At 71.5% G+C, this 12,618-nt stretch carries 9 protein-coding genes; all 9 read right to left on the bottom strand.

The annotated features are described in order from the left end of the window. Positions 1 to 16: 16 nt before the first annotated feature. The 9 genes from ACWIHY_RS02630 to ACWIHY_RS02590 all read right to left on the bottom strand — a co-directional run bounded on the left by ACWIHY_RS02630 (position 17) and on the right by ACWIHY_RS02590 (position 12,580). Positions 17 to 868, bottom strand: coding sequence for a TatD family hydrolase (locus ACWIHY_RS02630; RefSeq protein ID WP_454373711.1), 852 nt, complete (start codon positions 866 to 868; stop codon positions 17 to 19). Further along, on the bottom strand, positions 868 to 1,647 hold the full coding sequence (locus tag ACWIHY_RS02625; RefSeq protein ID WP_454373710.1) for an EboA domain-containing protein: 780 nt from the start codon (positions 1,645 to 1,647) through the stop codon (positions 868 to 870). The genes ACWIHY_RS02630 and ACWIHY_RS02625 overlap by 1 nt, the downstream gene beginning before the upstream one ends. Beyond that, a complete protein-coding gene (locus tag ACWIHY_RS02620; protein WP_454373709.1) occupies positions 1,641 to 2,558 on the bottom strand; it encodes a sugar phosphate isomerase/epimerase family protein in 918 nt (305 codons plus the stop codon). Before ACWIHY_RS02620 ends, ACWIHY_RS02625 begins: the two co-directional genes overlap by 7 nt. Further along, entirely contained in the window at positions 2,555 to 3,805 is a 1,251-nt protein-coding gene (locus ACWIHY_RS02615) for a UbiA family prenyltransferase (protein WP_454373708.1), read from the bottom strand. Before ACWIHY_RS02615 ends, ACWIHY_RS02620 begins: the two co-directional genes overlap by 4 nt. Further along, complete coding sequence (locus ACWIHY_RS02610) at positions 3,802 to 4,938, bottom strand: inositol-3-phosphate synthase (protein ID WP_454373707.1); 1,137 nt, start codon at positions 4,936 to 4,938, stop codon at positions 3,802 to 3,804. The genes ACWIHY_RS02615 and ACWIHY_RS02610 overlap by 4 nt, the downstream gene beginning before the upstream one ends. Positions 4,939 to 5,085: 147 nt before the next feature. Next, complete coding sequence (locus ACWIHY_RS02605; protein ID WP_454373706.1) at positions 5,086 to 8,826, bottom strand: ThuA domain-containing protein; 3,741 nt, start codon at positions 8,824 to 8,826, stop codon at positions 5,086 to 5,088. Between the two features lie 367 nt (positions 8,827 to 9,193). Next, complete coding sequence (locus ACWIHY_RS02600; protein WP_454373705.1) at positions 9,194 to 10,198, bottom strand: sugar phosphate isomerase/epimerase family protein; 1,005 nt, start codon at positions 10,196 to 10,198, stop codon at positions 9,194 to 9,196. Between the two features lie 14 nt (positions 10,199 to 10,212). After that, positions 10,213 to 11,481 (bottom strand): Gfo/Idh/MocA family protein, encoded by a 1,269-nt coding sequence (locus ACWIHY_RS02595; RefSeq protein ID WP_454373704.1) that lies wholly within the window; start codon positions 11,479 to 11,481, stop codon positions 10,213 to 10,215. A gap of 58 nt (positions 11,482 to 11,539) precedes the next feature. Then, a complete protein-coding gene (locus ACWIHY_RS02590; RefSeq protein ID WP_454373703.1) occupies positions 11,540 to 12,580 on the bottom strand; it encodes a substrate-binding domain-containing protein in 1,041 nt (346 codons plus the stop codon). Positions 12,581 to 12,618 lie beyond the last annotated feature (38 nt).

Raw genomic sequence — 12,618 nt, 5'->3', positions numbered from 1 at the left:
GGTGGCTCTCCTCCCCTCATTCCCCGCCGCGGAGGATGGAGTTGCCCTCGTGGAGCGGCTGCGGGGCGTCGGACACGTCGAGCCGCAGACGGCCGCTGAGGCCGTAGAAGGCGACGGGGTTTCGCCACAGGACCTGGTCGACGTCGTCCTCGGAGAAGCCCGCGGCGAGCAGTGCGTCGCCGACTCTGCGCGTTGTGAGCGGGTCGCTCTTTCCCCAGTCGGCGGCGGAGTTGACCAGCACCTTTTCCGTGCCGTGGTCCTTGATGACGGCGACCATGCGGTCCTCGTCCATCTTGGTTTCGGGGTAGATGGAGAAGCCGAGCCAGCAGCCGCTGTCAGTGGCGGCCTTTACGGTTGTCTCATTGAGGTGATCGAGCAGGACGCGCTCCGGGGGGAGGTTCGATTCACGGATGACGTCGACGGTGCGGTGGAGACCGGCGAGCTTGTCGCGGTGCGGGGTGTGGACGAGGGCGGGCAGCCCGTGGTCGGCGGCCAGCTGGAGCTGGGCGGCGAGGGCGGTGTCCTCGGCGGGGGTCATGGAGTCGTAGCCGATCTCGCCGACGGCGACGACGGAGTCCTTGACGAGGTAGCGGGGAAGCGCGTCGAGAACGGGGGTGCAGCGGGGGTCGTTCGCCTCCTTGGGGTTGAGGGCGAGCGTGCAGTGGTGGGCGATGCCGTACTGGGAGGCGCGGAAGGGCTCCCAGCCGAGGAGTGCGTCGAAGTAGTCGAAGAAGCTGGCGGGCGAGGTGCGGGGCTGGCCCAGCCAGAAGGAGGGCTCGACAACGGCGCGCACTCCGGCGGCGTACATCGCCTCGTAGTCGTCCGTGGTGCGGGAGGTCATGTGGATGTGGGGGTCGAAGATGCGCATCAGGACTCCTCTGTGGCGGCGGCCGTCGTGTCGGGGCGGTCCGTGAGGGCGAGGACGCGGTGGAGATCGTCCGGTACGGGGCGGCCCGCGGCGGTACGTTCGGCGGCGTAGTCACGGAGCATCCGGGCCAGTTCGGAGTCGGCGCGGGCACGGCGGGACAGGCCGTCGACGGCGTCGACGGGTACGCCGGTGAACAGGCACTTGAGGACGGCGTGCCGCCAGGCGTGCTGGTCGAGATGGTCGGCGGCGTACGGGCCGACGGCGGCTGCGATGAGGCGGGTGTCGTTGGTGCGCAGGGCGTCCTCGACGAGCGGGAGCACGGAATCGGGGGACGCGGCGCCGAGATGCGGCAGGGCGAGCAGGACCGCGCGGCGTTCGGCGGCGGTGCCGTGGTGGTAGAGGCGGGTGGTGGTGTCCTGGCCGGCTCGTACGGTGTGCAGGAGGAGGACGCGGGCGGCGTCGGCGAGGTTCTGGGCGTTCGGGGTGGCCCGGGTGCCGGGGGCAGGCCGGCAGTGGCGGCCCGCTTCGGCGAAGCGGATCTCCCAGGGGGGCAGGGGCCACCGGGGACGGTCCGCCTGCCCGGCCGACGCGGCTTCCGTCCCGGTCCTGGCTCCCGCCTCCGCGCGCGTCTGGGCCTGCGCCTGCGCTTCGGCCTCGGCGAGGGCCTCGTGGAGCCAGCCGCGGGCAGCGTCGGCGAGGTGTTCCTCGAGTGCGGCGCGGATGGCGGGGGGCGGGGCGCCGTCGGTCAGCTCCGTCAGCCCCGTCGGCTCGCTCAGCATCGTGCGTCACCTCCTGCCGGGAGGAGCGGTTCGGCGGGCAGTGCCTCGCGCAGGAAGGCGAGGGACTGTGCGGCCAGGTCGGGGCCCGCGTGCGAGTGGCGGGGCAGCTCGACAACCGTCAGGCCCTGGTAGCCGGTGGCCGCGAGTGCCTCCAGGACGGGCGGGAAGTCGATCTCGCCGTCGCCGAAGGGCAGATGCTCGTGTACGCCGCGGCGCATGTCCTCGATCTGGACGTGCCGCAACCAGGGGGCGGCCTCGCGTACGCAGTCGGCGGGCGAGGACGGTTCCAGGCACTGGCAGTGGCCGATGTCGAGGGTGAGGCCGAGGGGAGACGGGTCGCCGAGGGCGCGGCGCAGGTGGTGGAAGTCGGCCAGGGTGGACAGGAGGTGGCCGGGTTCGGGTTCGACGGCGAGCGGTACGCCGGCGGTGGCGGCGGCGTCGACGACCGGGGCGAGTGACTCCGTCAGCCGCTGCCAGGCGGTGTCGGGCGCGGTCCCGGGCGGGGTGATGCCGCTGAAGCAGTGCACGGCGTGGGCGCCCAGGTCCGCGGCGACGCGTACCGCCGTGACGAGCAGCCCGGCTCGGGCGGCTCGGGCGGCCGGGTCCGGGTCGAGCAGGGACGGGCCGTGCTTGCGGCGCGGGTCGAGGACGTATCGCGCGCCGGTCTCGACGGTCACGCCCAGGCCGAGCTTCGACAGCCTGCGGCCCACGTGGCGGGTGCGGGCCGCGAGTCCGGGGGCGAGGGGGTCGAGGTGCATGTGGTCGAGGGTGAGCCCGACGCCGTCGTATCCGAGGTCGGCGAGGAGGGCGAGGGCGTCGTCCAGGCGGAGGTCGGTGAGACCGTTGGTGCCGTAGCCGAAGCGGAGGGGGGTGGTGCGGGCTTTGGTGGCGCGGGTGGGGGTTCCGGTCATGTGGGGCTCACCTTTCGCGACAGTTTCCGGGCGATGGGTACGAGCCCTATGAGCGCCGCCGCGGTTCCGATGGCGCCGCTGCGCGCGGCGAGCGCGGCCTGCAGCGGGATCATGGCCCGGATACCGCCGCCGACGGCCCGCTGGGTGAGGGGCGGGGAGGGGTTGAGCGCGGCATGGAGGAGGGGTTTGGCGGCGGTCCGGAAGTAGGCGGCGGCCGCGAGGCCGGCGGGGGTGGCGAGATGTGTGGCGACGCGGATCACCCTGTGGCGGATGGGCGGGCGCCCGGCGGTCGGCGCGGGCACGCCGTCCGCTCCCCGGGACGGCAGGGTGGCGCCGGCGCCCTCGCGGCGCTTACGGGCGGCGAGGACGGCCAGTACGGCGGCGGACGCGAGGGCGGCGAGTGGTGCGGCCGTCGAGCCACCCTGCGTTTCGCGGCGCGAGACCGCTGTGACGGCGTACGTGTGCGCGCCGAGCATCGCTGCGGCGGCCAGTGCGTCACGCACCACGGGGCCACCGGCGGCCCCCGCCGGGCCAGGGCGTGTCCTGCGGAGCTGTTCCCCTGCCCGCCCCTTCCCGAACCCGGGGCTCCGCCCCGGAACCCGGTCCTCGGACGCCGGACGCCCTGGGTTCTCCGGGAGTGCCTGGCCGGCCCGGCGCAACCGCACCTCCCGGCGCAGCTCGAAGCGGACCGAGCCGGCAGAGCACACCTCGGCCGCGTCAAGCCCGTCCGGCGATCGAGGACTTCGGGAAGGGGCGGGGTGGGGAGACAACAGCTCCGCCCCCGCGTTGGCCCCCGTCGCCGTCGCGCCCAGGAGCAGGTCCAGGGCCCGGGCCGTGGCCATCGTGGCGGGAGCCGCCGGGGTGTGCTTCAGGTGCAGGTCGTACGCCCAGATCGTGGCGGCCAGCCCAGTCGCCACCGCCAGCGCCGGGCGGCCCGCCCCCGCCGCCAGAGCGAGGCCCGTCGCCGTCAGGGCGCCCGACGCGGCCAGGGCCGCCCGAGGCGTGACGCGGCCCGAAGGGATCGGCCGGTGCGGGCGGTCCACCGCGTCTTCCGCGCGGTCCGCCCAGTCGTTCAGGGCCATGCCCGCCTCGTACAGGCACAGTGAGGCTCCGACGGCCAGCGCCGTGCCCCGGTTGGGACGGGCGCCGATCGCCGCCGCGCCCGCGACCGCGTCACCCGGGACGGTGAACAGGGCGGACACTCGCAGGAGTTCCGCCCACGCGGCGAGCCGGGCCCGCACCGTCATCGGGCGTCCCGCAGCCGCGCCCCGAACGCCAGCAGCGCCTCGTACTGTTCCGCCAGCGCCGCCGGTCCGCCGTCCGGGTCCTTGAAGTAGAAGCCCAGCTCCGGCAACGGGCCCGAGATCCCGACCTCGTGCGCCCGGGCCAGCAGCCGCGCCAGGTCGAGGACCAGCGGCGCCGCGAGGGCGGAGTCGCAGCCCTGCCACGTCGTCTGGAGCGTCATCCGCGAACCCAGAAAGCCCTCGAAGGCGATGTGGTCCCAGGCCGTCTTCCAGTCACCGAGCGCCGGTACGTCGTCGATGTGTACGTCGCCCTGGGGAAGCGCGCCCAGCGTGTCGGTCAGCACGCGGTTCTTGCCCGCGTTCTTGGCCGCGGCGGCGGCCGGGTCGGCCAGCGCTGCCCCGTCCCCGCCGCCGAGGAGATTCGTGCCCGACCACGCCCGCACGGACAGGGCACGCTGCACGAACATCGGGGCGAGTACGGAACGGAGCAGCGTCTGGCCCGTCTTGCCGTCGCGTCCCGCGTGGGGAAGGCCACTGGCCGCGACGGCGTCCTGGAGGGCCGGCGCGCGCAGCCCGGTGGAGGGGGTGAAGTTGACGTACGGGCAGCCGGCCCGCAGGGCGGCGGCCGCGTAGAGGGAGCTGGGCGGGAGTGACGCGGGGTCCCCGGGCGCGGGTTCCGTCGAGGCGACGTTGACGACCACGACCCGGTCGAGGCGCTGTCGGCGTGCGAAGTCCAGCAGGTCGGCGGCGAACGTGGCGACGAGTTCCTCACTGCCGCGCGTCTCGCCGGGCAGCGGTCCGCCGGTCCTGATCTCCCTTTCCGCCGCCGCGAGTTCGCTGCGTACGGCCGAGGACAGACCGTGCGGCAGGACGCCGCCCGTCTCCAGTTCCTCAGCTCGTTTGGGCAGGGGGCAGCTCAGCGTGTCGTGCCCGCCGAAGACGAGCGAGGAGAGCGGCGCGAGGCCGCTGCCGGCGAACGGCGGGGTCTCGGTGACCATGCCGTCCGCCGCGTGGAGGCCCGCGCTGAGCGCCGCGCAGCCCGCGACGGCGGTCGTGGCGACGGAACCGCGCGCTCCGACGAACCACACTCCCGTCCGTGCCGTGTGCGCCGATGTGCCTTCGGATGGGGTGGTCACGGGCTGCCTCCCTGCCAGAGCGATGGAGAGATGGAGAAGTCGAGAAGTCGAGAGGTGGAGAAGTCGGGGGGTGAACTCGGTCAGAAGACGGCGGGCGGGGGCTCGGCGTGCTCCCGCCCGCCGCCGGTCCTGGTGGGTACCGCCGGGCTAGGAGCCGCTTCTCGCCGGCAGCTCCTTGACCTTGATGTTGCGGAACGAGACCTGGTCGTCGGCGCCGTGGTTCTGGATGCCGATGTGGCCCTGGGCCAGGCTGCGTGCGGGGTCGGTGTTGGTGAAGTCATTGATCTTCACGCCGTTGAGGAAGACGCGAAGCCGTTCCCCCTCTACCCGGATCTCGTACGCGTTCCACTCCCCCGGCGGGTTGAGAGCGGCATCCCGGGCGGTGATGTTCGCCGCCTTGAAGCCGTACACGGACCCGGTGGTGCGGTCGGGGGCGTCCGTCGCGTCGATCTGGATCTCGTACCCCTTGTTGACGGCCGACCACGGGTCGTCGGACGCCGGGAAGCCCACGAAGATCCCGGAGTTGTCGTCACCGGTCATCTTCCAGTCGAGCTTGAGGGAGTACGACTTCAGTTCCTTGGCCTGGTGCCACAGGAGACCCATTCCGCCGACGGAGTTCAGCGTGCGGTCCTTCACTTCGAAGGAACCGGGGCCCGCCTGCTTCCACCCGTCGAGCGTCTCGCCGTTGAAGACCGACCGGTATCCCTTGGCGGGTTTGCAGTCGGCCTTGGCGATCCCGGTGGCGTAGAGCATTCCGCCCAGCAGGTGCTTGCGGAAGGCCGCCTCCTCGTACGACTCCTTGGTGTGGCCGCCGCCGGTGTAGAAGGAGCGGCCGCCCTCGTACGGCTGGCACCAGGCGATCGGGTGGTCGCCCTTCATCTTCCCGCCGGTGTAGCTGGTCTCGTCGAGGGTGGCCAGGACGCGGGCCTGCTCACGCGGGTTGGTGCGGTAGTTGTACCACTCGTCGGTGCGCTGCCAGCTGCTGTCCAGATGCGCGGTGGCCGGGTGGTCGTGGTCCTCGACGCGTACGGTCGCGGGCTGGATCTGCGGGTGCGAGTCGAAGTACGCGCCGACGAGTCCGCCGTAGAACTTCCAGTCGTACTCGGTGTCGGCGGCGGCGTGGATGCCCAGGTAGCCGCCGCCGTCGGCGACGTACTGCTCGAAGACCGTCTGCTGGTTGGCGTTCAGCACGTCACCCGTCGTGGAGAGGAACGCCACCGCGTCGTACCGCGCGAGGTTCTCGGGCGTGAACTGCTTCGCCTCCTCCGTGGCGTCCACGGCGAGACCGCGGCCGGCGCCGAGTTCCTTGAGTGCGGTGACGCCCGCCGCGATGGAGTCGTGGCGGAAGCCGGCGGTCTTGGAGAAGACCAGGACCCGCTTCTTGGGGGTGGCGTCGGCCTTCGCCGTGGAGAAAGTGAAGTCGTCGATGTCGTAGAGGGCCCCGGAGCCGCCCTTGAAGACGAGGTAGAGGGTGGTGGTCGCGGCCGGGGGACGCTTGATGGTGGTCGTGACGTTCTGGAAGACGTCCCAGCCGCCGGTCACGGGGACGACAGTGGAGCCGATGAGCCTGCCGTCCGGTGATCCGGTACGGACCTCGAGGGTGCCGCCCGCTCCGCCGGAGGAGACACGGGCGGTGAGGGAGGTGGCGTCGCCGACCCGGTACGGCGAGAAGGCGATCCAGTCGCCGTTCTCGATGTCGCCCACGGTCTTGCCACCGTGTGCGGGGGCCTTGTTGTGGACCGCGACGCCGGACGACTTCGAGAAGTGCTCGGCCTGACGGTGCTTGGGCTGGGCGACGGCCTGGTCGTGGGTCGTCAGCGGAGCCTGTCCGCCGGCGCCCTTGTCGGTGTACTCGGCGTCGAAGGCCCCGAAGATGTTGGCGTTCGGGTCGTGCTCTCCGTCCGCGATGGTCTTGATGGTGCCGCTGCACCCGAACGCCTCGGTGATCTTGTGGCCGTGGCTGTCGTGGCCGAGGAAGTGGGAGATCTTGACCTTCGAGCAGTCGACGGCGCCGTCCTCCGGGTCGGTAACCCTCACCTTGAAGGGCACCTCGTCACCGAAGGTGAAGAGCTGTCCTTCGCCCGGCAGTTCGAGGGTCACCTTGGGAGCGGTGTTGCCGACGACGATCTGCACACTCGCCGACCCGGACCGGCCGGTGACGTCCGTGGCGGTGACGGTCGCCGTGTACGTACCGTTCTTCTTGTACGTGTACGCGGGGCTGGCCGCCGTCGACTTCCCGCCGTCGCCGAAGGTCCAGGAGTACTTCAGGGCGTCGCCGTCCGCGTCGGTGGTCCCCGCCGAGGAGAACCTCACCCGCAGCGGTGCCTGGCCGGACGTCTTGTCGGCCGCGGCTTCGGCGACGGGCGAGTGGCCGCCGGTGGCGTTCTCGACGCGGTAGAGGCCGGAGTGCTCGTCACCGCCGAACCAGGCGGTGCCGTAGTCGAGGACGTACAGCGCGCCGTCGGGTCCGAACGCCGAGTCCATGACTTGGGTACCGGTCCACGGCACCGGGTTGATGGACTGCACGCTGCCGTCCGCGTCCTGCTCGATGCGCTTGATCCAGCGCCGGCCGAACTCGGTGGCGAAGAAGTCGCCGTCGTACGCCTCCGGGAACTTCACCGGGGAGTCGAGGTCCTTTTCGTACCGGTAGACGGGACCGCCCATCGGGGACTCGGAGCCGGTGCCGAACTCGGGGACCGAGCCGCCGTCGTACGGGATCCATGCCTCCTGGGCCGGGGGCAGGTCGGTCTGACCGGTGTTGTGCGGCGAGGTGTTCTTGGGTGCGGCGCAGTCGAACTTCGCGCCGGACTCCTTCGTCGCGAAGTCGTAGTCGACGTAGGCGTCGTTCTTGCCGGTGCAGAAGGGCCAGCCGAAGTTGCCGGGCTCGGTGACGCGGGCGAACTCGACCTGTCCGGCCGGGCCGCGCTTGGGGTCGGCGGCGCCCGCGTCGGGGCCGTAGTCGCCGACGTACAGCACGCCGGTGGGCTTGTCGACGCTGAAGCGGAAGGGGTTGCGGAAGCCCATGGCGTAGATCTCTGGGCGCGTCTTGTCGGTACCGGGAGCGAAAAGGTTACCCTCGGGAACCGCGTACGAGCCGTCCTCGTTCACCTTGATGCGGAGGATCTTCCCGCGCAGGTCGTTCGTGTTGCCGGAGGTGCGGCGCGCGTCGTACGCCGGGTTGCGGTCCGGGCGTTCGTCGATGGGGGTGAAGCCGTCGGAGGCAAAGGGGTTGGAGTCGTCGCCGGTCGACAGATAGAGGTTGCCCTGCGCGTCGAAGTCGATGTCGCCGCCGACGTGGCAGCAGATGCCACGGGTCGCCGGTACGTCGAGGATCTTCTTCTCGCTGGAGTTGTCGAGCGAGCCGTCGGCCTTGAGCACGAAGCGGGAGAGCCGGTTGACACCGTCGAACTTGGCGAAGTCGGCGGCGGTGCCCTCGTTGGGGGCGTCGCCCGCCGGGGTGTCCAGCGGAGGCGCGTAGTAGAGGTAGATCCGCCGGTTCTCGCTGAACTCCGGGTCGATGCCGATGCCCTGGAGACCCTCTTCGTCGTGCGAGTAGACCGGGATGGTGCCGATGACGCGGGTGTTGCCGGCGCTGTCGGTCATCCGGAGCTCGCCGTCGCGCGAGGTGTGCAGGACACTGCGGTCGGGGAGCACGGCGAGCGACATGGGTTCGCCGGTCTCCGGCTCGCCCTTGGCGAGGGTGACCTGCTGGAAGTCCTCGGCCGCGACGGTGCCTTCGCGGGACTCGGCGCCGCTGCCCGACGCGGGCTTCTCGGCGGCGGTGGAGATGACGGGGGTGAGGGCCAGTGAGGTGGCGGCCAGAAGGCTGCCGGTGAGGAGTGCGAGGGTCTTTCGGGCCGATCCGGCTCTGAGCCGTTTCCTGTGCACGAGTGTCCTCCGGGAGTGGGCCGGGCGGTGCTCGTCCTGCACCGGTGCCGGGCGGGGATCTCTCTTTGCGGGAACCGGAACCGGAATGCGCCGTCAGACCGGAACCGGACTCATGTCCTGTACACCTCAGGGACGGTAGCCCCGTTCGTCCGGAACGGAAAGCCCTTGCACGGGAGTCGAGTTGAACTTTCTCTCGCCGCAGGACAAAGCGGCTCGGAGGCAGCCGGGACCGGCCCGGCGACGACGTGTCGCGCCGGGCTGACCCGCGGCTCCCGAGACCGGGCTCCGGCCCCGGACCCCGCTTCTCAGACGCCGAGGGGGCCGGACAGTGCCGCTGAGAACGGAGGCCGGACGGGAGGGGGAACAGCTAGTCCGAGCCCCCGAACGCCGCGTCGAACGACGCGCTCGGCGGGTCGAAGTCGTACCGCTTCAGCGTGGCAAGCGCTTCCGGCGCACCCGTGAGGCGGTCCATACCCGCGTCCTCCCACTCGACCGACACCGGTCCCTCGTACCCGATCGACCGCAGCATCCGGAATACGTCCTCCCAGGGGACGTCTCCGTGTCCGGCGGACACGAAGTCCCACCCGCGCCGAGGGTCGCCCCACGGCAGATGCGAGCCGAGCCGCCCGCTGCGCCCGTCGAGCCGCTTGCGCGCCTCCTTGCAGTCCACGTGGTAGATCCGGTCCCGGAAGTCGTACAGGAAGCCGACCGGATCCAGGTCCTGCCACACGAAATGGCTCGGGTCGAAGTTCAGACCGAAGGCCGGCCGGTGCCCCACCGCATCCAGCGCCCGCTGCGTGGTCCAGTAGTCGTACGCGATCTCACTCGGGTGCACCTCGTGGGCGAAGCGCACGCCCTCCGCGTCGAAGACGTCCAGGACCGGGTTCCACCGCTCCGCGAAGTCCTCGTACCCCCGCTCGATCATGTGCGGCGGCACGGGCGGGAACATCGCCACCAGATGCCAGATCGAAGACCCCGTGAAGCCGATGACCGTACGGACGCCGAAGGCCGCCGCCGCCCTGGCCGTGTCCGCCATCTCGGCCGCGGCGCGCCGCCGTACGCCCTCGGGCTCGCCGTCGCCCCAGATCCGCGCCGGCAGGATGGCCTGGTGCCGCTCGTCGATGGGCGCGTCGCAGACCGCCTGGCCGACCAGATGGTTCGAGATCGCCCAGCACCTCAGGCCGTACTTGTCGAGCAGCTGGTGCCGGCCCGTCAGGTAGCCGGGATCGGCCAGTGCCTTGTCGACCTCGAAGTGGTCTCCCCAGCAGGCGAGTTCGAGGCCGTCGTAGCCGAAGTCGCGGGCGAGGCGGCAGACCTCCTCCAGCGGCAGGTCGGCCCACTGGCCGGTGAAGAGTGTGAATGGTCGTGGCATACGTGACGGCCCTCCTACGGAAGTACGGGGAGTACGGGGGATGCGGGCAGTACGGGCGTGTAGACCGCGTTCTTCTCGGCACTCTCCTCCACCGCGGCCAGCACCCGCTGCACCTGCAGCCCGTCCGCGAACGACGGCTCCGGGTCCGCGCCGGTGGCGATGGCGTGGACCAGGTCGCGTGCCTGGTGCACGAAGGTGTGCTCGTACCCCAGGGCGTGGCCCGGCGGCCACCACGCCTCCAGGTACGGATGCTGTGGCTCGGTCACCAGGATCCGCCGGAAGCCGGAGGAGACGGCGGGCTCGGTGTGGTCGTGGAAGGACAGTTCGTTCAGACGCTCCAGGTCGAAGGCCAGCGAGCCGCGCTCCCCGTTGAGTTCGACGCTGAGCGCGTTCTTGCGGCCCGCCGCCACGCGGGTCGCCTCGAAGGAGGCCAGCGCCCCCGAGGCGAACCGCCCGGTGAACAGTGCCGCGTCGTCGACGGTCACCGCGCCACGGCCGGCGCCCCCTCCCCCGGCCCCCGAAAGCCCCGCCGACGCACCCGCCGGCAACGGCCTCGACCGTACGAACGTCTCCGTCATCGCCGAAACGCCCACTACCTGCTCCCCCGTCAGGTACTGCGCGAGGTCCACGACGTGCGCGCCCAGGTCGCCGAGCGCGCCGGAGCCGGCGTACTCCCGCTGGAGCCGCCACGTCAGCGGGAACTCCGGGTCCACGAGCCAGTCCTGCAGATAGGTGACGCGTACGTGCCTGAGCGCCCCGAGCCTCCCCTCCCCGATCAGCCGCCGGGCGTACGTCATGGCGGGCACCCGGCGGTAGTTGAAGCCGACCATCGCCACCTGGCCCCGCCCGCGGGCGCGCTCGGCGGCGGCGGTCATGGCCTCCGCCTCGGCGACCGAGTTGGCCAGCGGTTTCTCGCACAGCACGTGCTTGCCCGCTTCGAGCGCGGCGATCGCTATCTCCGCGTGGCTGTCCCCCGGCGTGCAGATGTCGACGATCTGCACGTCGTCGCGGGCGACGAGGTCCCGCCAGTCGGTCTCCGCCGCCGCCCACCCGTGCTTGTCCGCCGCGGCCCGCACGGCCGCCGCGTCACGTCCGCAGACGGCCGCGAGGACCGGCCGCGCGGGCAGGTCGAAGACGCGGCCCGCGGTGCGCCAGCCCTGCGAGTGGGCGGCTCCCATGAACGCGTACCCGACCATGCCGACACCCAGCGTCGGCGGCAACACACCGGCCGGCGCTCCTGTCCCGGCGCCTGTCTCCGTCTGCGACTCTTCCCTGCGGGCCATACGGATTCCTCCTCGTCGAACACGTCACTCGCACGGTGGGGGCGGGCGGGCGGCCCGGTCAGCTGAAGCCCGTCGGCAGGTATTCGTCGACGTTGTCCTTGGTGACGACGGCCGAGTAGAGGGTGATCGAGGCCGGGATCTCCAGCTCGGCCATGCCTCCGACGCCCTTGCCCTGCCCGAGCGCGCGCGCCAGGTCGATGGCGGAGGCGGCCATGGTCGGGGGGTAGAGGACGGTGGCCTTGAGCACGCTGTTGTCGGCCTTGATGGCGTCCATCGCGGCCTTGGCGCCGGCTCCGCCGACCATCAGGAAGTCGTCACGCCCGGCCTGCTGGATGGCGCGCAGGGCGCCCACGCCCTGGTCGTCGTCGTGGTTCCACAGGGCGTCGAACTGCTTCTGCGCCTGGAGCAGCTGTGCCATCTTGGCCTGTCCGGACTCGACCGTGAAGTCGGCCGCCTGGCGGGCGACGCGCTTGATGTTGGGGTAGTTCTTGAGGGCGTCCGCGAAGCCCTGGCTGCGCTGCTTGGTCAACTCCAGGTTGTCGAGCCCGGCGAGCTCCACCACCTTGGCGTTCTTCTTGTCCTTGAGCTGCTCGCCGATGTAGTTGCCGGCGTTGAGGCCCATGCCGTAGTTGTCGCCGCCGATCCAGCAGCGGTAGGCCTGCGGCGAGGCGAAGATCCGGTCCAGGTTGATGACGGGGATGCCCGCCTTCATCGCCTGGAGGCCGACCTGGGTGAGCGCCTTGCCGTCGGCCGGCAGGATCACCAGGACGTCGACCTTCTTGTTGATCAGCGTCTGGACCTGGCCGATCTGCGCCGCGGTGTCGTTCGACCCCTCGGTGATCTCCAGGGTCACCTCGGAGTACTTCCCGGCCCGCGACTTGGCGTTCTCGTTGATGGCGTTGAGCCAGCCGTGGTCGGCCTGCGGCCCCGCGAAGCCGATGGTGACCTTCTTGCCAGGCTTGTCGTCGGGGGCGGCCGGCTCGTTGTCGGCGGCCGGTTCCTTCTTCTTGGGCTCGTTGCTGGTGCAGGCGGTGAGCAGGGCGCCCGCGGACACGGCCGCGGTGCCGAAGAGCAGTCCTCTGCGACTGGTTTCTGGCATGACGGTTTCCAACCCTTCAGGTCGGGGCTTGCGGACAG

The sequence above is a fragment of the Streptomyces sp. NPDC055287 genome (genome assembly GCF_053646035.1).
This window is presented reverse-complemented; position numbering and strand designations above follow the sequence as displayed.